Annotated in this window: 22 protein-coding genes and 1 rRNA gene; 9 read left to right on the top strand and 14 right to left on the bottom strand. The window is 51.8% G+C overall.

Translation table 11 applies throughout. From position 1 onward, the window contains the following. Nucleotides 1-32: 32 nt before the first annotated feature. From atpA to asnC, 10 genes are all read right to left on the bottom strand, one after another. A complete protein-coding gene (atpA, locus tag OGV52_RS08855; protein WP_003023802.1) occupies nt 33-1,574 on the bottom strand; it encodes a F0F1 ATP synthase subunit alpha in 1,542 nt (513 codons plus the stop codon). A 12-nt stretch (nt 1,575-1,586) separates the two neighbouring features. Continuing rightward, nucleotides 1,587-2,120, bottom strand: coding sequence for a F0F1 ATP synthase subunit delta (gene atpH / locus OGV52_RS08850; RefSeq protein WP_006687767.1), 534 nt, complete (start codon nt 2,118-2,120; stop codon nt 1,587-1,589). Between the two features lie 14 nt (nt 2,121-2,134). Beyond that, nucleotides 2,135-2,605, bottom strand: a complete 471-nt coding sequence (gene atpF, locus OGV52_RS08845) for a F0F1 ATP synthase subunit B (RefSeq protein ID WP_003827022.1) — start codon at nt 2,603-2,605, stop codon at nt 2,135-2,137. A 59-nt stretch (nt 2,606-2,664) separates the two neighbouring features. After that, nucleotides 2,665-2,904 carry a F0F1 ATP synthase subunit C gene (atpE, locus tag OGV52_RS08840; protein WP_003023794.1) on the bottom strand — a complete coding sequence of 80 codons (240 nt, stop codon included), beginning with the start codon at nt 2,902-2,904 and terminating at the stop codon, nt 2,665-2,667. A 46-nt stretch (nt 2,905-2,950) separates the two neighbouring features. Beyond that, entirely contained in the window at nt 2,951-3,766 is an 816-nt protein-coding gene (gene atpB, locus OGV52_RS08835) for a F0F1 ATP synthase subunit A (protein WP_003023792.1), read from the bottom strand. Between the two features lie 7 nt (nt 3,767-3,773). Then, nucleotides 3,774-4,154, bottom strand: coding sequence for a F0F1 ATP synthase subunit I (gene atpI / locus OGV52_RS08830; protein WP_049282856.1), 381 nt, complete (start codon nt 4,152-4,154; stop codon nt 3,774-3,776). A 614-nt stretch (nt 4,155-4,768) separates the two neighbouring features. Next, complete coding sequence (rsmG, locus tag OGV52_RS08825) at nt 4,769-5,392, bottom strand: 16S rRNA (guanine(527)-N(7))-methyltransferase RsmG (protein WP_016155084.1); 624 nt, start codon at nt 5,390-5,392, stop codon at nt 4,769-4,771. 103 nt (nt 5,393-5,495) lie between these two features. After that, nucleotides 5,496-7,385 carry a tRNA uridine-5-carboxymethylaminomethyl(34) synthesis enzyme MnmG gene (mnmG, locus tag OGV52_RS08820; protein WP_016155085.1) on the bottom strand — a complete coding sequence of 630 codons (1,890 nt, stop codon included), beginning with the start codon at nt 7,383-7,385 and terminating at the stop codon, nt 5,496-5,498. Between the two features lie 372 nt (nt 7,386-7,757). Next, a complete protein-coding gene (mioC, locus tag OGV52_RS08815) occupies nt 7,758-8,207 on the bottom strand; it encodes an FMN-binding protein MioC (RefSeq protein WP_016155086.1) in 450 nt (149 codons plus the stop codon). 88 nt (nt 8,208-8,295) lie between these two features. Then, complete coding sequence (gene asnC, locus OGV52_RS08810) at nt 8,296-8,754, bottom strand: transcriptional regulator AsnC (protein ID WP_003023780.1); 459 nt, start codon at nt 8,752-8,754, stop codon at nt 8,296-8,298. A 151-nt stretch (nt 8,755-8,905) separates the two neighbouring features. Between asnC and asnA the strand changes: the two genes are divergently transcribed. Beyond that, on the top strand, nt 8,906-9,898 hold the full coding sequence (asnA, locus tag OGV52_RS08805) for an aspartate--ammonia ligase (protein ID WP_016155087.1): 993 nt from the start codon (nt 8,906-8,908) through the stop codon (nt 9,896-9,898). A 3-nt stretch (nt 9,899-9,901) separates the two neighbouring features. Here the strand turns inward: asnA and viaA are convergent, their stop codons facing one another. Then, the gene (gene viaA / locus OGV52_RS08800; protein WP_287108385.1) at nt 9,902-11,353 is read right to left on the bottom strand and encodes an ATPase RavA stimulator ViaA; all 1,452 of its coding nucleotides are present in this window, start codon (nt 11,351-11,353) and stop codon (nt 9,902-9,904) included. After that, a complete protein-coding gene (gene ravA / locus OGV52_RS08795) occupies nt 11,347-12,843 on the bottom strand; it encodes an ATPase RavA (RefSeq protein ID WP_104651924.1) in 1,497 nt (498 codons plus the stop codon). The genes viaA and ravA overlap by 7 nt, the downstream gene beginning before the upstream one ends. A 330-nt stretch (nt 12,844-13,173) precedes the next feature. On the opposite strand from ravA, the gene kup reads away from it, so the two are divergent. The 7 genes from kup (at nt 13,174) to rbsR (ending at nt 21,120) form a co-directional block, all read left to right on the top strand. Next, nucleotides 13,174-15,042 (top strand): low affinity potassium transporter Kup, encoded by a 1,869-nt coding sequence (gene kup / locus OGV52_RS08790; protein ID WP_003023768.1) that lies wholly within the window; start codon nt 13,174-13,176, stop codon nt 15,040-15,042. 192 nt (nt 15,043-15,234) lie between these two features. Beyond that, nucleotides 15,235-15,654 (top strand): D-ribose pyranase, encoded by a 420-nt coding sequence (gene rbsD, locus OGV52_RS08785; RefSeq protein WP_016155090.1) that lies wholly within the window; start codon nt 15,235-15,237, stop codon nt 15,652-15,654. A 7-nt stretch (nt 15,655-15,661) separates the two neighbouring features. Continuing rightward, on the top strand, nt 15,662-17,167 hold the full coding sequence (rbsA, locus tag OGV52_RS08780) for a ribose ABC transporter ATP-binding protein RbsA (protein WP_181221009.1): 1,506 nt from the start codon (nt 15,662-15,664) through the stop codon (nt 17,165-17,167). Between the two features lie 5 nt (nt 17,168-17,172). Further along, complete coding sequence (rbsC, locus tag OGV52_RS08775) at nt 17,173-18,138, top strand: ribose ABC transporter permease (protein WP_003023762.1); 966 nt, start codon at nt 17,173-17,175, stop codon at nt 18,136-18,138. Nucleotides 18,139-18,162: 24 nt separating this feature from the next. Continuing rightward, complete coding sequence (gene rbsB / locus OGV52_RS08770; RefSeq protein WP_016155091.1) at nt 18,163-19,053, top strand: ribose ABC transporter substrate-binding protein RbsB; 891 nt, start codon at nt 18,163-18,165, stop codon at nt 19,051-19,053. Nucleotides 19,054-19,194: 141 nt separating this feature from the next. Then, nucleotides 19,195-20,124, top strand: a complete 930-nt coding sequence (rbsK, locus tag OGV52_RS08765) for a ribokinase (protein ID WP_287108384.1) — start codon at nt 19,195-19,197, stop codon at nt 20,122-20,124. Nucleotides 20,125-20,127: 3 nt separating this feature from the next. After that, a complete protein-coding gene (gene rbsR / locus OGV52_RS08760) occupies nt 20,128-21,120 on the top strand; it encodes a ribose operon transcriptional repressor RbsR (protein ID WP_016155093.1) in 993 nt (330 codons plus the stop codon). Here the strand turns inward: rbsR and mdtD are convergent. Further along, the gene (gene mdtD / locus OGV52_RS08755; protein WP_287108383.1) at nt 21,086-22,513 is read right to left on the bottom strand and encodes a multidrug transporter subunit MdtD; all 1,428 of its coding nucleotides are present in this window, start codon (nt 22,511-22,513) and stop codon (nt 21,086-21,088) included. The genes rbsR and mdtD overlap by 35 nt on opposite strands. Before the next feature lies 1 nt (nt 22,514). After that, nucleotides 22,515-23,219, bottom strand: coding sequence for a FadR/GntR family transcriptional regulator (locus tag OGV52_RS08750; RefSeq protein ID WP_016157828.1), 705 nt, complete (start codon nt 23,217-23,219; stop codon nt 22,515-22,517). Nucleotides 23,220-23,673: 454 nt separating this feature from the next. Between OGV52_RS08750 and OGV52_RS08745 the strand changes: the two genes are divergently transcribed. After that, a 16S ribosomal RNA gene (locus OGV52_RS08745) occupies nt 23,674-25,215 on the top strand. The last annotated feature ends 10 nt before the right edge of the window (nt 25,216-25,225 follow it).

The following is a 25,225-nucleotide window of genomic DNA, read 5'->3' as shown; positions in this document are numbered from 1 at the left end:
TTGCGGTCCGCCCTAAAGCAGACCGCCAGACGTTACCAGGACTGGGTTGCCTTGAAGGAATCGAGGATAGCTTTCAGCTTGCCTTCGATTTCATCGTTATAGCCACCGGACTGGTTGATCTCTTGCATCAGCGGAGCGTGGTCACGGTCAACGTAAGCCAGCAGAGCGGCTTCAAAGCTACCGATTTTCGCCAGTTCCACATCTTCGAGGTAACCGCGTTCAGCCGCAAACAGCACCACACCCTGCTGTGCTACAGACATTGGGGCATACTGTTTCTGCTTCAGCAGTTCAGTTACTTTCTGACCGTGGCTCAGCTGCTTACGAGTAGCTTCATCCAGGTCGGAAGCGAACTGAGAAAACGCTGCCAGTTCACGATACTGCGCCAGTGCGGTACGAATACCACCGGACAGTTTCTTGATGATCTTGGTCTGCGCTGCGCCACCTACACGAGATACGGAGATACCCGGGTTAACTGCCGGACGAATACCGGAGTTGAACAGGTTGGTTTCCAGGAAGATCTGACCATCTGTAATGGAAATTACGTTGGTCGGAACGAACGCAGAAACGTCACCCGCCTGGGTTTCGATAATCGGCAGAGCGGTCAGGGAGCCGGTTTTACCTTTAACTTCACCATTGGTGAACTTCTCAACGTATTCCGCGTTTACGCGGGATGCGCGCTCCAGCAGACGGGAGTGGAGGTAAAATACGTCGCCCGGGAATGCTTCACGTCCTGGTGGACGACGGAGCAGCAGGGAAACCTGACGGTAAGCAACAGCCTGTTTAGACAGGTCATCGTAAACGATCAGCGCGTCTTCACCGCGGTCACGGAAGTATTCGCCCATTGCGCAACCAGCATATGGTGCCAGGTATTGCAGAGCAGCAGATTCAGACGCGGTCGCCACAACAACGATGGTGTTGGACAGTGCGCCGTGTTCTTCCAGTTTACGAACCACGTTAGAAATGGTGGACGCTTTCTGGCCGATAGCCACGTACACACATTTGATACCGGAATCACGCTGGTTGATGATGGCATCGATTGCCATCGCAGTTTTACCTGTCTGACGGTCACCGATGATCAGCTCACGCTGGCCACGACCGATTGGGATCATGGCATCAACAGATTTATAACCTGTCTGTACTGGCTGGTCGACGGACTGACGTTCGATTACGCCTGGTGCGATAACTTCGATTGGCGAGAAGCCATCGTTATCAACCGGACCTTTACCGTCAATTGGGGAACCCAGAGTGTTCACCACACGACCCAGCAGGCCACGGCCAACCGGAACTTCCAGAATACGACCCGTACACTTAACCTTCATGCCTTCGGCGAGGTCAGCGTATGGACCCATCACAACGGCACCTACGGAGTCGCGCTCCAGGTTCAGTGCGATAGCGTAACGGTTACCCGGCAGGGAAATCATCTCACCCTGCATACAATCGGCCAGGCCGTGAATGCGGATAACACCGTCACTTACAGAAACAATAGTACCTTCGTTGTGAGCTTCGCTCACAACATTGAACTGAGCAATGCGCTGCTTGATCAGTTCGCTGATTTCGGTGGAATTCAGTTGCATGCTCCAGTCCCCTTAAGACTGCAAGACGTCTGCAAGGCGCTCAAGACGGCCGCGTACGCTGCCATCAATGACCATATCACCCGCTCGGATGATTACGCCTGCCATTACAGACTTATCGATTTTGCAATTCAGCTTAACTTTGCGTGACAGACGTTTTTCCATCGCTGCACTAATCTTCGTAAGCTGTTCATCACTCAGTGCATTGGCAGAAGTGACTTCTACCTCAGAGATAGCCTCACTGGCTGCACGCAGATGAATAAACTGCTCAAGAACATCCGGGAGCGCATTCAGACGGTTATTTTCAGCCATTACCCTAATCAGGTTTTGGCCGCTTTCGTCCAACTGCTCACCGCACACGGCGATAAACGACTCAGCGAGCGTTTCCGGCGCCAGCGCGCCAGAGAGAAGCTCTGCCATTTGTTCGTTTTTCGTCACCTCAGCGGCAAACGTCAGCATATCCTGCCAACGGTCAACGCTTTGGTGCTCAACGGCAAAGTCAAAAGCTGCTTTGGCGTAGGGGCGAGCTACCGTAATAAATTCAGACATCAGCCCCTCCCTCCTTACAGTTCAGCGACAAGTTTGTCCACGATGTCGCTATTAGCAGCTTCATCCACGGAACGTTCGATGATCTTCTCGGCGCCAGCAACAGCCAGGATAGCAACTTGCTTACGCAGTTCTTCGCGAGCACGTTTACGCTCGGCGTCAATTTCCGCCTGCGCCTGTGCCACGATTTTAGTACGTTCCTGCTCTGCTTCAGTTTTAGCTTCGTCCAGGATCTGAGCACGGCGTTTGTTCGCCTGCTCGATGATTACCTGAGCTTCCGCCTTCGCTTTTTTCAGCTGGTCGGTCGCGCTGGCCTTTGCAAGGTCAAGATCCTTATGTGCTCGTTCTGCAGAAGCAAGGCCGTCAGCAATTTCTTTTTGACGTTTTTCGATGGCAGCCATTAAAGGCGGCCATACGTACTTCATGCAGAACAGAACGAACAGGACAAACGCGATGGCCTGGCCGAGGATTGTTGCGTTAAGATTCACAGCACAATGCCTCTATCTAGTTAACGTTCTGATATTGCTCTTAATTCAAGCAACGCTTACTACGCGACAGCAAACATCACGTACAGACCCAGACCTACAGCGATCATTGGGATTGCATCCACCAGACCCATAACGATAAAGAACTGAGTACGCAGCAGAGGAATCAGATCCGGTTGACGCGCTGCGCCTTCCAGGAATTTACCCCCGAGGATGCCGATACCGATCGCAGCACCGATTGCCGCCAGACCCATCATCACAGCGGCAGCAATGTACAGCAGATCCATATTCAGGTTTTCCATGACAGTCTCCAGTTTGTTTCAGTTAAAACGTAGTAGTGTTGGTAAATTAATGCTCTTCAGATGCCATCGACAGATAGACAATCGTCAGAACCATAAATATGAAGGCTTGCAGCGTGATAATCAGTATGTGGAAAATGGCCCATGGCACATTCAGGATCCACTGTGACCACCACGGCAACAGACCAGCAATCAGAATGAAAATCAGCTCACCGGCATACATGTTGCCGAACAGTCGCAGACCAAGAGAAATTGGTTTGGACAGCAGGCTTACCCCTTCAAGGATTAAGTTGACAGGGATGAACGCCCAGTGATTGAACGGCTGCAGCGTCAACTCTTTCGCGAAGCCGCCGATGCCTTTCATTTTGATGCTGTAGAACAGAATGAGGATAAATACGCCCAGCGCCATCGACAGGGTGATGTTCACGTCAGCAGACGGAACTACACGCAGAGCCGGCAGGCCAAAGATATGCTCACCGATGTACGGCAGCAGGTCGATAGGCAGCAAATCCATCAAGTTCATCAGGAATACCCAGACGAAAATCGTCAGGGCCAGCGGAGCAATCAGCTTGCTTTTGCCATGGTACATGTCTTTCACGCTACCATGCACAAAGCCGATTACCAGCTCAATCGCGGTCTGAAATTTACCTGGTACGCCGCTGGTCGCCTTTTTAGCTACGCTACGGAACATAAGCAGGAACAACAGACCCAGAACCACCGAGAAGAAAATGGAGTCAATATTGAGCGTCCAGAAGGTGGCTGGGGGGTTGTGCGGATCCACCAGCGAGAATGTACGTAGGTCCAACTGAAGGTTATTCAGATGGTGTCCTATGTAATCCTGCGGCGTCATATTTTCTGAAGCCATGATGCCTTTACCCTTTGTTGTTAATTACAGCCGGCGCCAGTATCTGAACCACCAGCACCAAAACCCACGTAACGATCAGCGGCATGAATACCGCTTTCAAAACAGCCAACGCCACCACCAGCAAAACCAGCATAGCTAACACCTTGAAGGCTTCGCCGAAGGCGAACGTCCAGGCTACTCGGCCTTTAGCTGGTGTATGCGCCTGGTGACGCCAGGCAAATATCATAAACAACATATTAGGCAGTAACACTGCCAATCCACCGCACAATGCGGAGATGCCCCAGAAAGGGTCTTTGAGGCTAAACAGCAATCCACTTGCTATTACCGCCAGAAACTGTGTGAGCAAAAGCTTACGAGCAACGTTTCGACTCAAGAGCGACATAGACATCACGTTTTTACTCCTGCTCCCTTCGAGGTATGCCGCGTGTCGTATAAAACGTTCTTTATGGCTTAGAGTCAAGCATCAAAAAGCGGTCAAATTATACGGTGCGCATTCGTGATTTCAAACAATAAGTAGCTAAAAAGTGAATAAATGTTTAAATATTTTTCGCTACCCCACATTTATCACTTTTAAGCAAACTGTGAACGATCATGCAAAACTGCAAATGCCGCGTAAATACTGGCGGCAAAGCGTGCACCAGATCACATATTGAACATATTCACCTTCGCATAATTTATTTACGTGGCAAATGATGCCTTTTCATCTTTTTGATATTTAAGCGTAAAAATAGCCACTATTTCAAAAACAACAGCTAACAACAAAAAAACCACGCATTGACATTTATAATAAAAAATTAACATAACGGGTGGTTCTTACGTTCTATTTTTAGCAGACTGATATTTTCACAGTTGACTTGTTTCGCTTTTAACAAAAAACGGTACGTTATAGTTATGATGCAAAACCGTAAGGCGCTAGTGAATTGTAACGACATTTAACCACACTATTCCCTATGACTTTTAACACCTGAATAGCCGTTTTTTTTCTATTTTTTTTGATAAAAATTAAATTTTGTTTGGCTTAATAACCACCAGATGACGTTCACCATCCAGTTGCGGAACGCGTAATTTTTCGACCGACTCGACGCTGAATTCTGCAGGCAACGAGGCAATTTCGTCTTCTGGCAACTGCCCTTTTAGCGCATAAAAACGCCCATCCAGGCCAGGCAAATGATGGCACCAACTCACCATATCAGTAAGTGACGCGAACGCACGGCTAATGACCCCATCGAACGGCGGCTCTGAAGGGAATTCTTCAACGCGACTTTGCACAGGAGTGATGTTAGTAAGCGCAAGCTCATGCTGCACCTGACGCAAGAAACGGACGCGTTTTCCCAGACTATCCAGCAGTGTGAAATGCGCTTCTGGGCGCACGATAGAGAGAGGAATACCCGGCAGGCCCGGTCCCGTACCCACGTCGATAAAACGCTCCCCCTTCAGATACGGCGCGACGACAATACTGTCCAGAATATGGCGCACCAGCATTTCGTTGGGATCCCGTACCGACGTCAAGTTGTACGCTTTGTTCCATTTGTGCAGCATATCGACATACGCAATCAGCTGATTTTTCTGGTGATCGGTAAGAGAAATACCAGCATCAGCCAGCAGACGAGAGAGTTTGTTGAGCACGGTCGTTACCTGTTCATAATCAATTTCCCGATGCGCTATAGCTTATCGGGACTACAAATTTGTAGGGCGGGCAGGCGAAGCGCCCGCCGCCAAAATAGTGTTATCAAGCGCTGCGGCGCAGCATACCTTGTTTCTTCAGCCATACCAGCAGAATGGAAATGGCGGCAGGCGTTACGCCAGAAATACGCGATGCCTGGCCGATTGATACCGGTTTGTGATCGTTCAGCTTGGCGATAACTTCATTCGACAAGCCTGAGACCTGACGATAATCCAGCGTTGCAGGCAACAGGGTGTTCTCATTACGCTGTTGTCTTTCGATTTCTTCCTGCTGACGGGCGATATACCCTTCGTATTTCACCTGAATCTCAACCTGTTCCGCGGCCTGAGCATCGTCGAGCGCTGGTGCGAACGCAGATAAAGAGGTCAACTGAGCATAGGTCATATCCGGGCGGCGCAGAAGATCTTCACCGCTGGCTTCACGTGACAAAGGCGTAGCCAGGTGAGCATTCACTTCTGCTGCAGATTCCGCTAACGGATTTACCCAGGTTGATTTAAGACGCTGACGTTCCTGTTCGATACGCTCCAGCTTCTCGTTGAAACGAGCCCAGCGCTCGTCGTCCACCAGACCCAGTTCACGACCAATTTCGGTCAGACGCAGGTCGGCGTTATCTTCGCGCAGCATCAAACGGTATTCTGCGCGTGAGGTGAACATACGGTACGGTTCTTTGGTGCCAAGCGTACACAGATCGTCCACCAGTACACCAAGATAAGCCTGATCGCGACGCGGAGCCCAGCCGTCTTTCTCAGCAGACAAGCGTGCGGCGTTCAGACCCGCCAGCATCCCTTGCGCGGCAGCTTCTTCGTAACCGGTAGTACCGTTAATCTGGCCCGCAAAGAACAGACCCTGGATGAATTTGCTTTCCAGAGTGGGTTTCAGGTCGCGCGGATCGAAGAAATCATACTCAATCGCGTAGCCAGGACGGACGATTCTGGCATTTTCCATTCCCTGCATGGAGCGGACAATTTGCATCTGCACATCGAACGGCAAGCTGGTGGAGATACCATTCGGATAAATTTCGTTAGACGTGAGTCCTTCCGGTTCGAGGAAGATCTGATGCTGATTACGATCGGCAAAGCGCATCACTTTGTCTTCGATCGACGGGCAGTAGCGCGGACCGATACCTTCGATCACGCCTGCATACATCGGGCTACGATCGAGGTTATTGCGGATCACGTCATGGGTTCTCTCATTGGTATGCGTGATGTAACACGGCATCTGACGCGGATGTTGAGAAGCATCGCCCAGGAATGAGAAGACCGGCATCGGGTTATCGCTGTTTTGCTGGCCGAGCACGCTGAAATCAATAGTGCGTGCATCGATACGCGGCGGCGTACCGGTTTTCAGGCGGCTGACGCGTAACGGCAGTTCACGCAGACGGCGTGACAGCGGGATAGACGGCGGATCGCCAGCACGGCCGCCGCTGTAGTTGTCCAGACCAATATGAATTTTGCCGTCAAGAAAAGTCCCTACGGTTAACACAACCGCTTTGGCACGGAACTTCAGTCCCATTTGGGTCACTGCACCCACAACACGATCGTTTTCAACAATCAGATCTTCAACCGCCTGTTGGAAGATCATCAGATTGGGTTGATTCTCGAGTGCGGTGCGTACAGCCTGGCGATAGAGCACACGGTCGGCCTGAGCTCGGGTAGCACGAACGGCTGGCCCTTTGCTGGCGTTTAGTATCCTAAACTGGATACCTGCATGGTCGATCGCTTTTGCCATCAACCCACCAAGCGCATCCACTTCTTTTACCAGGTGTCCCTTCCCAATACCGCCGATCGCCGGGTTGCAGCTCATCTGTCCCAGAGTGTCGATATTGTGTGTCAAAAGCAGAGTCTGTTGACCCATTCGCGCCGCGGCCATTGCGGCCTCGGTGCCTGCATGACCCCCGCCAATGATGATGACGTCAAAAGGATCCTGATAAAACATGGTAATTGCCTCGCATAACGCGGTGTGAAAGTGGATTGAAGCCCGGGCCGTGGATTCTACTCAACTTTAGTCGATCGAGAAAGCCCTGGGATCCTGGGTATTAAAAAGAAGATCTTTTTATTTAGAGATCTGTTTTATTGTGATCTCTTATTAGGATCGCAACTTTCTGTGGATAAGGGCGATCCTTTGAATAAGATCAACAGGTTGTTGAGGATCATTAGCTGTGAATGATCGGTGATCCTGGCCCGTATAAGCTGGGAGCAGAATGAAGGGTTATACACAACTCAAAAACTGAACAACGGTTGTTCTTGGGATAACTACCGGTTGATCCAAGCTTTTAACCAGAGTTATCCACATAAAAAAGTACGATCTTTACAAATCTCTGAGCAATGGATGCCAGGATCCCAGCCAAATTTCAGCCGGATCTTCCGGAATTTCATGTTCCAGTACGTTGATCCTGAGCGTTTCGCCGATCTGTTTTGCCCCGCAGGCTTTCAGTTCGGCTTCCAGCTTGTCGATTGCGCCGCAAAAGGTGTCATATTCACGACTGCCGATCCCGATTGCACCAAAGTGCACTTGTGAAAGGTCCGGTTTTTGCTCGCATAAGGCATCATATAAAGGCTGCAGGTTGTCAGGAATGTCTCCCGCACCGTGCGTGGAGCTAATAATCAGCCAGATCCCATCAGTCGGGACCTCTTCAAGCATTGGCCCATGCAGTATTTCGCTGGAAAAACCCGCGTCGTCCAGTTTTTCAGCCAGATGCTCTGCTACATATTCCGCACTGCCAAGCGTGCTGCCGCTGATAAGAGTGATTTCTGCCATGATCGCCCACCTTTATAAAGAGGGCGTATTGTACGCTGTGAGCGAGCTGGGATCTACCTGTGGAAAAATAGGGGATTAAAAAAAGCGATCATGGCTTGATGGTACGCATGATCGGGTTTTGCAGGACGATCAGGGTCTCCGTGGACTGAATTTCATCAATTGTTTGGATCTTGTTGATAAGTACCTGCTGTAACGCGTCGATCGACTTGCACATCACCTTTATAAAGATGCTGTAGTGCCCGGTGGTGTAATACGCTTCGGTCACCTCATCGAGGCTTTCCAGTCTGGCCAACGCTGACGGATAGTCTTTCGCACTTTTCAGGATGATGCCGATAAAGCAACCGACGTCATAGCCTAACTGTTTGGGACTAACATCAATCCGCGCGCCGGTAATAATCCCGGCCTGCTTCATCTTCTCTACGCGAACGTGAATTGTCCCCGGGCTAACGCCGAACTGTTTGGCCAATTCGGCATAGGCCGTTCGGGCATTTTCCATCAGGGCGTCAAGAATGCCGCGGTCCAGATTGTCGATCTGATAATTTTCCATAGGTTTTTCTTATGTAGATTAATGATTCCCTCTATTTTAGACGTTAATTTTAACGAATCAAAATCGAAGACGGCTTTTTGTTTGTTGATTATTGAATATTACCTACATTCTGTTGCTTAATCATAGGCAACAGGACACAGGAGTACACATAATGAAAACCGCTTACATTGCCAAACAACGTCAAATTAGCTTCGTAAAATCTCATTTTTCTCGTCAGCTGGAAGAGCGTTTAGGTCTGATCGAAGTTCAGGCTCCGATCCTCAGCCGCGTAGGAGATGGCACGCAAGATAACTTGTCGGGCTGTGAAAAAGCGGTGCAGGTGAAGGTTAAAGCATTGCCAGACGCTCAATTCGAAGTGGTTCATTCACTGGCGAAGTGGAAGCGTCAAACATTAGGACAACACGACTTTAGCGCAGGCGAAGGGCTGTACACGCATATGAAGGCCCTGCGTCCTGATGAAGATCGCCTTTCCCCGCTGCACTCAGTGTATGTTGACCAGTGGGACTGGGAGCGCGTGATGGGCGATGGCGAGCGTCAATTCTCCACTCTGAAAAGCACGGTAGAGGCTATCTGGGCGGGAATTAAGGCTACCGAAGCTGCGGTGAGCAAAGAGTTTGGTCTGGCACCGTTCCTGCCAGAGCAGATCCACTTTGTTCATAGCCAGGAACTGTTATCTCGTTATCCTGGTCTTGACGCAAAAGGTCGTGAACGTGCGATCGCTAAAGAGCTGGGCGCGGTATTCCTGGTGGGGATCGGCGGCAAGCTCAGCGACGGTCACCGCCATGATGTACGTGCGCCGGATTATGATGACTGGAGTTCAGCATCCGAGCTGGGTCACGCCGGTCTGAACGGTGATATTTTGGTCTGGAACCCGGTACTGGAGGATGCGTTTGAGCTGTCTTCTATGGGGATCCGTGTGGATGCTGACGCTCTGAAACATCAGCTGTCTCTGACCGGAGATGAAGATCGTCTGAGTCTGGAATGGCACCAGGCGCTGCTGCGCGGTGAAATGCCACAGACGATTGGTGGAGGAATTGGGCAGTCGCGTCTGACCATGCTGTTGCTGCAATTACCACACATTGGTCAGGTTCAGTGTGGCGTATGGCCGGCACAGGTACGTGAAAGCGTCGCCTCTCTGTTGTAAGAATTAACGCCGCCAGCGTCTGAGCAGGCGGCTTCGCATCCCGGTATCAAAGCGCCAGATATGATCGAAAATGCGCATGATACCGGGTTTACCATGTGCTGACATCGCCACCGCGTGAAAACGGTGCTGGTGCACCCGCTGTAATTCCCCCACTTTGCTGACAACCTCATCGGGTAATCGCTGAGCGATAAAATCTGAGATCACCACCGCATCAGCATCAAACCATTCCCGACCCTGCATGCGCTCAGTAATGGCGCGAAAACAGCTGGCAATATCGGTACCACCGCGAAAGCGCTGACTTAAAAAACGGATCGCCTGTTCGATGCCCTCCGGGCCGGATAGCTCATAGCGCACTACTTCTGTTGAAAACAGCATGATGAAACAGCGTCGGTTATCGGCAAGGGCGACGCGCATTAGCGCCAGGCAAAAGGCTTTCGCACACTGCTCATTAAAGCCGCCCATCGATCCCGAAGTATCAACGCAGACGATAAACGGTCCGCGCGGTTGCTCGTCAAAATCCTGATGCACCACAGGGCGTTCCGTGACTTTCTCACGCCATGCTTCGCCGTGCAGGCGATAGGTCAACAGCTGCTTTTCCACCAGTCGTCGGTAGAACTCGTATTCCAGTTCGGTAATGCCCAGCGTGGCCAGTTCCGGCGGCAGCAGGCGCAGGATATCGTCGCTTTGCTGGATGCCATCTACTTGCTCCGGGACGGTTGCCGGTTCGCGCACCAGGGTACGGAAAGTTTCCATTGGCGCATCTTTTCGCGGTACGGATTTCGCTTCTCTGGAACGGCCTAACTGCTCAGCCAGACGCTGGAGTTCAGGTTGTTGCGTCAGGAATTCGCCATATTTCACCATCAACTGATAATCACCGCGCTTGATTTGACCTGTGCTCATATCCCACAACCGGCCTGCGGCGTTGTCATTTTCTGCCAGTACGGGTTCCAGTTGCCCGCTGAGGGTCATCCGTTCCTGTACTTCACTGAGCAAATGCTCGCGCTCTTCTTCCAGCAGTTGCTGATTCAGCGTTGTGGTTTGCACCACCAGGCTCAGGCGCCAGCGCTGGAGAAAAAGCGTATGTAGGGCAGGCGTAAACGCGCTGTTGTCATTGACCAACTGCTGCGCTTGTCCGGCCCATGGCGAATGGAGGTGGTGCAATAGCGACAATATTTGCGGTAGCTGGACGATAAACTGCGCATGAGAGAGGAGCTGGCTTTGTTGATAGCATATGACTTCTTCCGCTAACTCCGGCGGTACATGGGTATCTTTGAGGCGGCTACGCAAAGATTCACGCCAGCGGGGAATATCGTCAGTGATCGCTTTTTTAAGGCGAGGGAATTTGTTAAAAAATACCACCATCTTCGGAGAAGCCAGTAGGGCGACGATCATCTCTTCGATCATCGCTTCTTCACTGACTGCCAGCATGATGTTGAGTGTATCAAGGGTCAGCATTGTTGCGCCTGGCGGATTTGTGCCCCGACATCCTGCAGACTGGCCTCAATGCGGCCTAACCAGTCGCTATGAATAAACAGACATTTTTGTTGCTCGCTAAATGCGCTGTGCTGCTGATGCCACTCGTTATCGAGCGCTTCAAGCTCCTGTTTTATTTCAGCGGGCATACTCTCTTGTGATGTTCCGGGCAATGCCAGGCGAGAGCCTTGTAAGCTGACGTCGCGTACAACCAGGTGCTGCGCGCTATCCACTTCCATGTTCAGCGTCTGGGCAAAACCGATGCCGTTTAATTTTCCGCGGATCTCACCGCCTTTGGTTAACCACAGTTCCAGCGCGCTACGTTCGAAAGCAATATGGATTACTTCCATATCATGCAGCTTTAAGGGTTTTTGCAGTAGTAATGTCACGACGGAAGACGTGGCCTCCGGCGGTAAATCATAATGAGGACGACGGCTGAACATGCCGCCCTGACGGATCACGGTGAATGCTGTTTTATCGCTTTGCTGCTGCTGGAGCTGAATGCGGCGCTGCACAATACTGCCCAGACGGGTCAGCATGGCTTGCTGTTGCCATGCGTGTCCGGTCATCAATATTTCCAGCTGCTGCTGCATCAGATTCAGACTTTGTGCGTCGTACCACAGGCAATCTTTCAGCAGGATCAGGTCGATGGGAACTACCGCATCACGTCCGCTAAAGAAGGCGCTGGCCTGGAGCAAGCGAATGGCTTTTTTCCAGCGACGATCGGACACGTAGGGGGCATTCGGTAGCGTGTCCAACTGCTGGCGCAGCATGAAAATAAGCTCAAACACGCGATCGGGAAGCGTGATGGCGCCAATGTCCTTTTGCCACTGGTAATACTCTTCATCCGTTACCTGTAACGATACCGGGACCGGATTGTCGCTTTCATCCTGCTGACTTAACAGCATCGAGCGGAAGTTGGCCTTGTCCTGGACTTTATCCAGCCACAGACGAATCAGCATACGGTCGTACAGCGCTTCCAGGCTGCTGTCTGCTTCAGGCAGTTCGTTGGAGGCTGCCACCAGCAGGCGCATCGGGATTTTCTCTTCATGCGCGCCGTTGCGGAAGTGGCGTTCGTTGATGGCAGTCAGCAGGGTGTTAAGAATCGCCGGTCCCGCCTTCCAGATTTCATCGAGAAAGACGATTTCAGCTTCAGGGAGATAGCCTGCCGTTAAGCGTTCATAGCGACCTTCGTCTTTTAACGCCTGAATGGACAGCGGGCCGAAAACCTCTTCCGGCGTAGAGAAGCGCGTCATCAGATATTCGAAGGCGCGAGCATTTTGAAAGGCAAATTTCAGTCTGCGGGCAATTAAGCTTTTCGCGATCCCGGGAGGACCTAATAAGAAAACGCTCTCGCCGCTAAGCGCAGCCAGCAGACACAGACGAATGGCGTGGCTACGTTCATAAAGTCCCTTTTCCAGCGCATTGCTCAGACGGGAAATTCTTTCCGCTAATAAATGTGGGTGAGCCATAATGAAGTGGCGTCCTTTCGCCAAATGTACTGCATAAACAGCGAGTATAGATGCTTCACACCAGTGCAGTAATAGACTGAAGGTGCGCTTATTTTTCTTTGAGCCAGATTAATCTGGTCTCATTTAGGGGTACGATTTTGCGATTAATCGTGCATACTGTGCGCCTTTTTGTGGGCCAAGGGACGACGCACACATTTCTTATATATACACCAAATCAATCAAGCTGCACCAAGGCGGCAATGGAGTTTTCTTCTGGGATGGGGGGAATAACGAATGCAGCCCACGCGGAGGTGGCTTGAAAGATGATGTGTATAAACGAAAGACGAGTCTATGAGCACTGATAATAAACAATCATTGTCTGCGATTACCCTTGCGGCCATTGGGGTTGTCTACGGTGATATTGGTACCAGCCCACTTTATACGCTTCGTGAATGTTTGTCCGGCCAGTTTGGTTTTGGCGTTGAACGTGACGCCGTATTTGGCTTTCTCTCGCTGATTTTCTGGCTGCTGATCTTTGTTGTCTCCATTAAATACCTGACGTTTGTCATGCGCGCGGATAACGCCGGAGAAGGCGGGATCCTGACGCTGATGTCATTGGCCGGGCGTAATACTTCAGCACGAACAACCTCCATGCTGGTGATTATGGGGTTGATTGGCGGCAGCTTCTTCTATGGAGAAGTGGTGATAACGCCTGCTATCTCGGTGATGTCGGCGATTGAAGGTCTGGAGATCATTGCCCCGCAACTGGATACCTGGATTGTTCCGCTCTCGATAATCGTACTGACCCTGCTGTTTTTGATTCAAAAACACGGTACCGGCATGGTCGGTAAGCTGTTTGCGCCGATTATGCTGTTGTGGTTCCTGACGCTGGCAGTGTTAGGCGTGCGCAGTATTATTGGCAATCCGGAAGTGCTGCAGGCGCTCAATCCGTATTGGGCGGTGCATTTCTTCCTCGAATTCAAAACGTTGTCCTTTATTGCGCTGGGTGCGGTGGTGTTGTCGATTACCGGTGTTGAAGCGCTGTATGCGGATATGGGCCACTTCGGTAAGTTGCCGATTCGCCTGGCATGGTTCTCCGTGGTATTGCCTTCGCTGGTACTGAACTATTTTGGTCAGGGGGCGTTGCTGTTAAAGCATCCTGAAGCGATTAAAAACCCGTTCTTCCTGCTGGCGCCGGACTGGGCGTTGATACCGCTCCTGATCCTCGCCGCGCTGGCAACGGTTATCGCTTCACAGGCGGTTATCTCCGGCGTCTTCTCACTGACGCGTCAGGCCGTGCGTCTGGGGTATTTATCGCCGATGCGTATCATCCATACCTCGGAAATGGAGTCGGGCCAGATCTACATTCCTTTCGTTAACTGGATGCTCTATTTTGCAGTGGTTATTGTGATTGTGAGCTTTGAACACTCCAGCAATCTGGCTGCGGCGTACGGGATTGCGGTGACGGGGACAATGGTGCTGACCTCAATTCTGTCGACCACCGTGGCGCGCAAAAACTGGCACTGGAATAAATACTTCGTCTTCCTGATCCTGGTGGCGTTCTTGTGCGTCGATGTTCCGCTGTTCTCCGCGAACCTCGATAAACTGATTTCCGGCGGTTGGCTGCCTCTGACGCTGGGTCTGGTGATGTTCACCATCATGACTACCTGGAAAAGCGAGCGTTTCCGTCTGCTGCGTCGCATGCATGAGCACGGCAACTCTCTGGAGGCGATGATTGCCTCTCTGGAGAAATCACCACCGGTACGCGTGCCGGGAACGGCGGTGTACATGTCTCGTGCATTGAACGTCATCCCGTTTGCGCTACTGCATAACCTCAAACATAACAAGGTCCTGCATGAACGCGTTATTCTGCTGACGCTGCGCACGGAAGATGCGCCATATGTTCACAATGTGCGTAGGGTGCAGATTGAGCAGTTATCGCCCACCTTCTGGCGCGTGGTGGCCAGCTACGGTTGGCGCGAAACGCCGAACGTTGAAGAAGTGTTCCATCGCTGCGGTCTGGAAGGCTTAAGCTGTCGGATGATGGAAACCTCGTTCTTCATGTCGCATGAGTCGTTGATTGTTGGCAAACGACCATGGTATCTGCGTCTGCGCGGCAAGCTGTATCTGCTACTACAACGCAATGCGCTGCGCGCCCCGGACCAGTTTGAAATCCCACCTAACCGGGTTATTGAGCTCGGTACTCAGGTCGAGATTTAATCTCATCGACGCCCTCTTTCATCGCGAAAGGGGGCGTTTTGTTTTGTCCCTCCCAGTTTTCATTTCATCGAATGATAATCCTTGCGAAACGTTTCGATGGCGATCACATTTTCGTAACTTCGCGGTGGTTTTATCTCCACTCTTCGCTCTACACTTATCTTCAGCGAAACGTTTCGCTAGTGGGGAAAGAAAATGAAGAAAGGCACGGTACTCAACTCTGAAATTTCATCGGTGATCTCCCGTCTGGGGCATACCGATACGCTGGTGGTGTGTGATGCAGGTTTACCCATCCCGAATAGCACAACGCGTATCGATATGGCATTAACCCAGGGCGTACCTTCTTTTATGCAGGTACTGGATGTGGTGACACGTGAAATGCAGGTCGAGGCGGCCATTCTCGCGACGGAAATTAAACAACATAATCCGCAACTCCACGAAACGTTGCTCAGCCACATTGAGCAACTGCAACAACACCAGGGAAACACCATAGAAATTCGTTACACCACGCATGAACAATTCAAAAAACAAACCGCAGACAGTCAGGCGGTAATTCGCAGCGGAGAGTGTTCTCCGTATGCGAATATCATTCTCTGTGCTGGCGTCACGTTCTGAGGCCATCATGAACGCATTACTGCAACTCAAAGGGATCGATAAAGCGTTCCCGGGCGTAAAAGCGCTATCCGGCGCCGCGCTGAATGTCTACCCAGGCCGCGTAATGGCGCTGGTGGGCGAAAACGGCGCGGGCAAATCCACCATGATGAAAGTGCTGACCGGGATCTATACCCGTGATGCCGGTTCTTTATTGTGGTTGGGAAAAGAGACCACCTTTAACGGCCCTAAATCCTCCCAGGAAGCCGGAATCGGTATCATCCACCAGGAGCTGAATTTGATCCCGCAACTCACTATCGCCGAGAACATTTTTCTTGGCCGTGAGTTCGTTAATCGCTTTGGCAAAATTGACTGGAAGAAGATGTACGCCGAAGCCGATCTGCTGCTTGCCAAACTGAATCTGCGCTTTAAAAGCGACAGACTGGTCGGTGAACTGTCGATTGGCGATCAGCAGATGGTTGAAATTGCCAAAGTGCTGAGCTTTGAATCGAAGGTCATCATTATGGATGAACCGACGGATGCGCTCACCGATACCGAAACCGAATCCCTGTTCCGCGTTATTCGCGAACTGAAATCCCAGGGACGCGGCATTGTCTATATTTCTCACCGCATGAAAGAGATCTTCGAGATTTGTGACGACGTGACCGTTTTTCGCGACGGGCAGTTTATTGCCGAGCGTGAAGTCGCCTCGCTGACCGAAGACTCGCTGATTGAAATGATGGTGGGACGTAAGCTGGAAGAACAATACCCGCGCCTGGAAAAAGCGCCGGGTGATATTCGCCTGAAGGTCGATAACCTGTGCGGCCCTGGCGTAAACGATGTTTCATTCACGCTACGTAAAGGCGAGATCCTTGGCGTATCGGGGCTGATGGGGGCCGGACGTACCGAGCTGATGAAAGTGTTGTACGGCGCATTGCCGCGCACCAGCGGTTACGTCACGCTTGATGGCCATGAAGTGGTCACCCGTTCGCCGCAGGATGGGTTGGCTAACGGCATCGTCTATATTTCTGAAGACCGTAAACGCGATGGTTTAGTGCTGGGCATGTCGGTGAAAGAGAACATGTCACTAACCGCGCTGCGTTATTTCAGTCGCGCTGGTGGAAGCCTTAAACATAAAGACGAGCAGCAGGCGGTAGGTGATTTTATTCGTCTGTTCAATGTTAAAACGCCATCGATGGAACAGGCTATCGGTCTGCTTTCTGGCGGTAATCAGCAGAAAGTGGCGATTGCGCGCGGTCTGATGACCCGACCAAAAGTCCTGATCCTCGATGAACCAACGCGCGGCGTTGACGTTGGGGCTAAAAAAGAAATCTATCAGCTTATCAACCAGTTTAAGGCCGATGGGCTGAGCATCATTCTGGTCTCCTCTGAGATGCCAGAAGTATTGGGCATGAGCGATCGAATTATCGTTATGCATGAAGGGCATCTCGGCGGTGAGTTCACTCGCGAGCAGGCCACTCAGGAAGTATTAATGGCTGCCGCTGTGGGCAAGCTTAATCGCGTGAATCAGGAGTAAAAAAGATGACTACCCAGGCTGTTTCTGGTCGCCGTTATTTCACTAAAGCATGGCTTCTGGAGCAAAAGTCGCTCATCGCTCTGTTAGTGCTGATCGCGATTGTTTCCACCATGAGCCCTAACTTTTTTACCGTTAATAACCTGTTCAACATCCTCCAGCAAACGTCGGTGAACGCCATCATGGCCGTTGGCATGACGCTGGTTATCCTGACGTCGGGGATCGATCTGTCTGTCGGTTCTTTGCTGGCGCTTACCGGTGCGGTTGCGGCTTCCATTGTAGGGATTGAAGTCAATGCGCTGGTGGCTGTCGCTGCGGCCCTGGCGCTCGGTGCTGCTATTGGCGCGGTAACCGGGGTGATTGTCGCGAAAGGCCGGGTACAGGCGTTTATCGCGACCCTGGTGATGATGCTGCTGCTGCGTGGTGTGACCATGGTATACACCAACGGCAGTCCGGTTAATACCGGGTTTACTGACAATGCCGATCTGTTTGGCTGGTTTGGTATTGGTCGTCCGTTAGGCGTCCCTACGCCTGTGTGGATTATGGGGATTGTCTTCCTCGCGGCGTGGTACATGCTGCACCACACTCGTCTGGGTCGTTATATCTATGCGCTGGGCGGTAACGAAGCGGCAACGCGCCTGTCCGGTATCAGCGTAAGTAAAATCAAAATTATCGTTTACTCCCTGTGTGGTCTGCTGGCATCGCTGGCGGGCATCATTGAAGTAGCGCGCCTCTCCTCTGCGCAACCGACGGCAGGTACTGGCTATGAGCTGGATGCTATCGCCGCGGTGGTGTTAGGTGGTACCAGCCTGGCGGGCGGTAAAGGACGTATTGTTGGGACGCTGATCGGCGCATTGATTCTTGGTTTCCTCAATAATGGTTTGAATTTGTTAGGTGTATCCTCCTATTACCAGATGATCGTCAAAGCGGTGGTGATTTTGCTGGCGGTACTGGTAGACAACAAAAAGCAGTAACAACGATTACAGGACATCTTAAATATGAACATGAAAAAACTGGCTACCCTGATTTCTGCTGTTGCGCTGAGCGCCACCGTGAGCGCGAATGCGATGGCGAAAGATACCATTGCGCTGGTGGTCTCCACCCTCAACAACCCGTTCTTTGTTTCTTTGAAGGATGGGGCGCAAAAAGAGGCCGATAAGCTGGGCTACAACCTGGTGATTCTGGACTCACAGAACAACCCGGCGAAAGAGCTGGCTAACGTTCAGGATTTAACAGTTCGTGGAACTAAAATTCTGCTGATTAACCCGACGGACTCCGATGCTGTTGGTAACGCTGTGAAGATGGCTAACCAGGCGAAAATTCCGGTTATCACCCTTGACCGCGTTGCGTCCAAAGGCGAAGTAGTAAGCCATATTGCATCTGATAACGTGCTGGGCGGTAAGATTGCGGGCGATTACATCGCGAAGAAAGCGGGTGAAGGCGCGAAAGTTATCGAACTGCAGGGTATTGCCGGTACTTCAGCGGCGCGTGAGCGTGGCGAAGGTTTCCAGCAGGCTGTTGCGGCACACAAATTTAACGTACTGGCCAGCCAGCCGGCCGACTTCGACCGCACCAAAGGTCTGAACGTCATGCAGAACCTGCTTACCGCGCATCCTGACGTGCAGGCCGTATTTGCCCAGAACGATGAAATGGCGTTGGGTGCGCTGCGCGCACTGCAAACTGCGGGTAAATCTGATGTGATGGTGGTTGGATTTGACGGTACTCCAGATGGCGAAAAAGCAGTAAATGATGGCAAACTGGCTGCGACCATTGCTCAGCTGCCGGATCAGATCGGCGCGAAAGGCGTTGAGACTGCGGATAAAGTCCTGAAAGGCGAGAAGGTTCAGGCTAAATATCCGGTTGACCTGAAGCTGGTCATCAAGCAGTAATACCGATTCAGGTCGCTCGCGGCCTGATGGAGACATAAAGACGCCATCCCCGTATCGGGTTTTGGGGATGAAGGCGTAAAAAGAAAAGCAGGGCACGCGCCACCCTAATCCGGTGGCGCACTTTGACTTGGAACACCAAATATGAAAACCGCAGGCAACCTCGTTGTTCTTGGCAGTATCAATGCCGATCACATCCTCAACCTTAACGCTTTCCCGACACCTGGTGAAACCGTAACCGGTAACCATTATCAGGTCGCATTTGGTGGTAAAGGCGCGAATCAGGCTGTTGCTGCGGGGCGTAGTGGCGCGAATATCGCATTTATTGCCTGTACGGGTGATGATGATATTGGCGAAAGTGTTCGTAAACAGTTAGCCAAAGATAATATCGATATTGCGCCGATTAGCGTAATTTCTGGGGAATCGACCGGTGTGGCGTTGATTTTTGTGAATGGTGAAGGTGAGAACGTCATCGGCATTCATGCTGGTGCGAACGCGGCACTTTCGCCTGCGCTGGTGGAAGCTCAGCATGAGCGTATTGCCAAGGCGTCTGCCTTACTGATGCAGTTAGAGTCGCCGATCGAAAGCGTACTGGCTGCGGCAAAGATTGCACATCAAAATAAGACCACGGTAGCCCTTAACCCGGCCCCGGCACGTGAACTTTCTGACGAACTGCTGGCGCTGGTGGATATTATTACCCCGAATGAAACCGAGGCTGAAAAGCTCACGGGGATCCGGGTTGAAAACGATGAAGACGCGGCCAAAGCTGCGCAGGCATTGCACGCGAAGGGGATCCATACTGTACTGATTACCTTAGGCAGTCGCGGGGTGTGGGCCAGCGTAAATGGTGAAGGTCAGCGTGTGCCTGGGTTTAAAGTGGACGCTGTTGATACCATCGCCGCTGGGGATACCTTTAACGGCGCGTTAATTACAGCGTTACTGGAAGAGACTCCGCTGCCTGAAGCTATCCGATTTGCACATGCCGCTGCGGCGATTGCGGTCACCCGTAAGGGTGCACAGCCTTCCGTTCCATGGCGCGAAGAAATAGAAGCGTTTTTAAGTCAACAGAGGTAACGCTTGGCTACAATGAAGGACGTCGCCCGCCTGGCGGGGGTTTCCACGTCGACGGTTTCTCACGTCATTAATAAAGATCGCTTTGTCAGTGAGTCTGTCACTGACAAAGTTGAAGCGGCGATTAAAGAGCTTAACTACGCGCCCTCAGCGCTGGCGCGTAGTCTCAAGTTAAACCAGACCCACACTATTGGCATGTTAATCACTGCCAGTACCAACCCCTTTTATTCTGAGCTGGTGCGCGGCGTTGAACGTAGTTGTTTTGAACGCGGCTACAGCCTGGTGCTGTGCAACACTGAAGGTGATGAACAGCGCATGAACCGTAATCTGGAAACGTTAATGCAAAAACGGGTGGACGGCTTGCTGCTGCTCTGCACGGAAACACATCAACCTTCCAGGGAGATCATGCAACGCTATCCTTCTATACCGACCGTCATGATGGACTGGTCGCCTTTTGATGGTGAAAGCGATCTGATCCAGGATAACTCCCTGTTGGGCGGGGATTTAGCCACTCAACATCTTATCGAAAAAGGTTTTACGCGCATTGCCTGCATCACCGGGCCGCTGGATAAAACTCCGGCGCGTTTACGTCTGGAAGGATATCGGGCGGCAATGAAGCGGGCGGGGTTGCCGGTCCCGGAAGGTTACGAGATTACCGGTGACTTTGAGTTCGGCGGCGGCTTTGAAGCTATGCAAACGTTGCTGTCGCATAAACAGCGACCGCAGGCCGTTTTTACCGGCAATGATGCCATGGCGGTTGGCGCGTATCAGGCTCTGTACCAATCGGGATTGCGCATTCCGCAGGATATGGCGGTGGTGGGTTATGATGATATCGAGCTGGCGCGCTATATGACGCCGCCGCTGACGACCATCCATCAACCAAAAGATGAACTGGGCGAACTAGCCATCGATGTATTAATCCACCGGATGGCGCAGCCCGCATTACAGCAACAGCGCCTGCAACTTACTCCTGTTTTGATGGAGCGGGGGTCGGTTTAGGATTATGTCGCTCTTTAATCAGGTTACGTCCATCTTTTGCTTTTAGCAGCATGAACATCAGCGCAGACACTACCGTGATAGCGCCCATCGTCATAAAGGTGTAGTGGAACTGCTCGACCGTATTGGTTCCTTCCATACCTTCATAGATACGCAGAACGGCAGCGCTGATGGCGACCCCTAAACTGATTGATAACTGCTGAGTAACGGCCAGCACACTGTTGCCGCTGCTGGCGTTTTCATCGGTCAGGTCCGCCAGAGTGATGGTATTCATGGAGGTAAACTGGGTGGACATCGCCATACCCAAAATGAACAACGGCAGGATCAACATCCAGACCGGCATGGCGGGAGATTGCAATGCGAACTGCGCAATCATCAGGCCGATAAATACCGTAACACCCACCAGTGTGGTTCTGTAGCCGAGCCGGCGCAGCACCTGCGTCACCATTGATTTCGCCAGTATTGATCCCAGCGCCGTTGGCGCCATCATGCAACCAGCTATCAGCGCCGGGTATCCAAAGCCTACCTGCAACATCAGCGGCATTAAGAAGGGCACGCACCCTGTACCCAGACGAGTGGCAAGGTTTCCGGCGATCCCGACGGAAAAAGTTCGGGTCTTAAATATAGGAAGCGATATTAGCGGCGTTGGGTGACGACGCGCGTGGCGAATGTAGGCGAGCAGTAACAGAATACTGGCAAGAATAATGCTGAGCGCTATCCAGGTCTCGACAAGCTTCTCACCGAACAGCTCTACCCCGCAGGAAAACAACACCAGGCTCAAACCAAACAGAAAGAAACCGGTCATATCAAAACCGCGGCGCGGCGTGGTGAAGTTCGGCATATATTTGCGGGCATAGAAGATACCGGCAACCCCAATTGGAATATTAATCAGGAAGATCCAGTGCCAACTGGCCCACGTGACCAGTACACCGCCCAATACTGGACCTAAAATCGGCCCCACAAGTCCAGGCATGGTTACGAAGTTAAGCACGGGAAGCAGTTCGCTGCGGGGGTAAGCACGTAATAATGCCAGACGGGCAACGGGCATCATCATGGCGCCGCCAATGCCCTGAATGACGCGGAAAATCACCAGTTCGCTTAGGGAGCTGGACAGCGCACAGGCCAGCGAACCCAGCGTAAACAGGCTAACAGCTATCATAAAGACGCGCCGGGTACCGAACCTGTCTGCCAGCCATCCACTCACCGGGATCAGCATCGCGACCGTTAGGGTGTAGCTGATAATGGCCGACTGCATGGCGAGCGGAGAGCGGTTAAGGCTGTGTGCTATTGCGGGTAAGGCGGTATTGAGGATCGTGGCGTCTAGTGCCTGCATAAAAAAGGCCATGGCTGCTATCCACGGTAGCCCGGCCATACTGCGTGATTTCTTTTCTGACATATTATTTATCCGGTAGCACGTTCGGTGCTATCAGCAATGCCTGACAGGCAGCGAAGGCGCGATCGCCATCGCTCTCATCTATCGCGTCGACAATGGCCTGGTGTAAATCCAGCTTGACCACGTCGTTATAGGTAATAGAGGTAAAGTAGGTCTGGTAAACGGAATGGAAGAGTGATGCGAAGGAGATAAGGAACGGGTTCGCACTCATTTCATAGATGTGTTCATGCCAGGCGATATCAACCTCAATCCAACGCTCGCGTCTGAAGTTTCTTTTCAGCTCGACCATTTCTTCCATCAGCGTGTTGAGATGCGCTTTCTGTTCTGCCGTACCTATAGTCGCCGCCAGTAAACACGCCTGAGGCTCCAGGCTGATACGCATCACCAGAAAATGTTTAATGACCTGAGAGAAATTATCTTCTGTCATCCACCAGGTGAGCAGCTCCTGGTCGAGGAAGTTCCAGTTTGCCTGCGGCATGACGCGTGTACCAATACGCGGGCGCGGTAATACCATACCTTTTGCCGTTAACGTCTTTACCGCTTCTCTTACCGCGGTACGACTCACGCCAAACTGATCGCCCAGCTCTATTTCGCCAGGCAATATAGCGCCCGGTGCGTATTCACCTTTTAATATTCGCTGAGCCAGCTTTTCGGCCAGAACGTAGGACAGGTTTTTCTGTGCGGCTAGCTGTTGGGCATTTAACGGCATGAATGGTTTTCCTTACTTTATTTCTTATTCATTAGTATGCCACCTGGAAGTGTTATTGCGGCTGCAAAAACGGCAATTTGCTTATTTTATGGCATGTTAATGGTGGTTTTGCTGAAAAAACACGCACTCGGAAAGTTATTTTAAATTTCCCCTTGTCAGCCTGAAATAACTCCCTATAATGCGCCTCCACTGACACGGAACAACGGATTACAAACCGCCGGGTCAGCGGAGAAGAGCGAAAATAAACGCTTGACTCTGTAGCGGGATGGCGTAATATGCACACCCCGCGCCGCTGAGAAAAAGCGAAGCGGCACTGCTCTTTAACAATTTATCAGACAATCTGTGTGGGCACTCGAAGATACGGATTCTTAACGTCGCAAGACGAAAAATGAATACCAAGTCTCTGAGTGAACACGTAATTCATTACGAAGTTTAATTCACGAGCATCAAACTTAAATTGAAGAGTTTGATCATGGCTCAGATTGAACGCTGGCGGCAGGCCTAACACATGCAAGTCGAACGGTAGCACAGAGGAGCTTGCTCCTTGGGTGACGAGTGGCGGACGGGTGAGTAATGTCTGGGAAACTGCCCGATGGAGGGGGATAACTACTGGAAACGGTAGCTAATACCGCATAACGTCGCAAGACCAAAGAGGGGGACCTTCGGGCCTCTTGCCATCGGATGTGCCCAGATGGGATTAGCTAGTAGGTGGGGTAACGGCTCACCTAGGCGACGATCCCTAGCTGGTCTGAGAGGATGACCAGCCACACTGGAACTGAGACACGGTCCAGACTCCTACGGGAGGCAGCAGTGGGGAATATTGCACAATGGGCGCAAGCCTGATGCAGCCATGCCGCGTGTATGAAGAAGGCCTTCGGGTTGTAAAGTACTTTCAGCGAGGAGGAAGGCATTGTGGTTAATAACCGCAGTGATTGACGTTACTCGCAGAAGAAGCACCGGCTAACTCCGTGCCAGCAGCCGCGGTAATACGGAGGGTGCAAGCGTTAATCGGAATTACTGGGCGTAAAGCGCACGCAGGCGGTCTGTCAAGTCGGATGTGAAATCCCCGGGCTCAACCTGGGAACTGCATCCGAAACTGGCAGGCTAGAGTCTTGTAGAGGGGGGTAGAATTCCAGGTGTAGCGGTGAAATGCGTAGAGATCTGGAGGAATACCGGTGGCGAAGGCGGCCCCCTGGACAAAGACTGACGCTCAGGTGCGAAAGCGTGGGGAGCAAACAGGATTAGATACCCTGGTAGTCCACGCCGTAAACGATGTCGACTTGGAGGTTGTGCCCTTGAGGCGTGGCTTCCGGAGCTAACGCGTTAAGTCGACCGCCTGGGGAGTACGGCCGCAAGGTTAAAACTCAAATGAATTGACGGGGGCCCGCACAAGCGGTGGAGCATGTGGTTTAATTCGATGCAACGCGAAGAACCTTACCTACTCTTGACATCCAGAGAAGTTTGCAGAGATGCGAACGTGCCTTCGGGAACTCTGAGACAGGTGCTGCATGGCTGTCGTCAGCTCGTGTTGTGAAATGTTGGGTTAAGTCCCGCAACGAGCGCAACCCTTATCCTTTGTTGCCAGCGGTTCGGCCGGGAACTCAAAGGAGACTGCCAGTGATAAACTGGAGGAAGGTGGGGATGACGTCAAGTCATCATGGCCCTTACGAGTAGGGCTACACACGTGCTACAATGGCATATACAAAGAGAAGCGACCTCGCGAGAGCAAGCGGACCTCATAAAGTATGTCGTAGTCCGGATTGGAGTCTGCAACTCGACTCCATGAAGTCGGAATCGCTAGTAATCGTGGATCAGAATGCCACGGTGAATACGTTCCCGGGCCTTGTACACACCGCCCGTCACACCATGGGAGTGGGTTGCAAAAGAAGTAGGTAGCTTAACCTTCGGGAGGGCGCTTACCACTTTGTGATTCATGACTGGGGTGAAGTCGTAACAAGGTAACCGTAGGGGAACCTGCGGTTGGATCACCTCCTTACCTTAAAGAA

It is taken from the genome of Citrobacter sp. Cb041 (assembly GCF_030336655.1).
In the GTDB taxonomy this organism is placed as follows: Bacteria; Pseudomonadota; Gammaproteobacteria; order Enterobacterales; family Enterobacteriaceae; genus Citrobacter; species Citrobacter braakii.
Note: the sequence above shows the minus strand (reverse complement) of the source record. Positions and strands in the feature narration are given on the sequence as shown.

What these genes read in the sequence shown, in the direction of transcription:
- atpA (WP_003023802.1), bottom strand. Translation starts at nt 1,574, where the DNA reads ATGCAACTGAATTCCACCGAAATCAGCGAACTGATCAAGCAGCGCATT.
- atpH (WP_006687767.1), bottom strand. Translation starts at nt 2,120, where the DNA reads ATGTCTGAATTTATTACGGTAGCTCGCCCCTACGCCAAAGCAGCTTTT.
- mnmG (WP_016155085.1), bottom strand. Translation starts at nt 7,385, where the DNA reads ATGTTTTATCAGGATCCTTTTGACGTCATCATCATTGGCGGGGGTCAT.
- OGV52_RS08750 (WP_016157828.1), bottom strand. Translation starts at nt 23,219, where the DNA reads ATGCCGTTAAATGCCCAACAGCTAGCCGCACAGAAAAACCTGTCCTAC.
- mdtD (WP_287108383.1), bottom strand. Translation starts at nt 22,513, where the DNA reads ATGTCAGAAAAGAAATCACGCAGTATGGCCGGGCTACCGTGGATAGCA.
- atpI (WP_049282856.1), bottom strand. Translation starts at nt 4,154, where the DNA reads ATGTCTATGTCGCTCTTGAGTCGAAACGTTGCTCGTAAGCTTTTGCTC.
- asnA (WP_016155087.1), top strand. Translation starts at nt 8,906, where the DNA reads ATGAAAACCGCTTACATTGCCAAACAACGTCAAATTAGCTTCGTAAAA.
- ravA (WP_104651924.1), bottom strand. Translation starts at nt 12,843, where the DNA reads ATGGCTCACCCACATTTATTAGCGGAAAGAATTTCCCGTCTGAGCAAT.
- asnC (WP_003023780.1), bottom strand. Translation starts at nt 8,754, where the DNA reads ATGGAAAATTATCAGATCGACAATCTGGACCGCGGCATTCTTGACGCC.
- atpB (WP_003023792.1), bottom strand. Translation starts at nt 3,766, where the DNA reads ATGGCTTCAGAAAATATGACGCCGCAGGATTACATAGGACACCATCTG.
- rbsC (WP_003023762.1), top strand. Translation starts at nt 17,173, where the DNA reads ATGACTACCCAGGCTGTTTCTGGTCGCCGTTATTTCACTAAAGCATGG.
- kup (WP_003023768.1), top strand. Translation starts at nt 13,174, where the DNA reads ATGAGCACTGATAATAAACAATCATTGTCTGCGATTACCCTTGCGGCC.
- mioC (WP_016155086.1), bottom strand. Translation starts at nt 8,207, where the DNA reads ATGGCAGAAATCACTCTTATCAGCGGCAGCACGCTTGGCAGTGCGGAA.
- rbsB (WP_016155091.1), top strand. Translation starts at nt 18,163, where the DNA reads ATGAACATGAAAAAACTGGCTACCCTGATTTCTGCTGTTGCGCTGAGC.
- atpE (WP_003023794.1), bottom strand. Translation starts at nt 2,904, where the DNA reads ATGGAAAACCTGAATATGGATCTGCTGTACATTGCTGCCGCTGTGATG.
- viaA (WP_287108385.1), bottom strand. Translation starts at nt 11,353, where the DNA reads ATGCTGACCCTTGATACACTCAACATCATGCTGGCAGTCAGTGAAGAA.
- rbsK (WP_287108384.1), top strand. Translation starts at nt 19,195, where the DNA reads ATGAAAACCGCAGGCAACCTCGTTGTTCTTGGCAGTATCAATGCCGAT.
- rbsD (WP_016155090.1), top strand. Translation starts at nt 15,235, where the DNA reads ATGAAGAAAGGCACGGTACTCAACTCTGAAATTTCATCGGTGATCTCC.
- rbsA (WP_181221009.1), top strand. Translation starts at nt 15,662, where the DNA reads ATGAACGCATTACTGCAACTCAAAGGGATCGATAAAGCGTTCCCGGGC.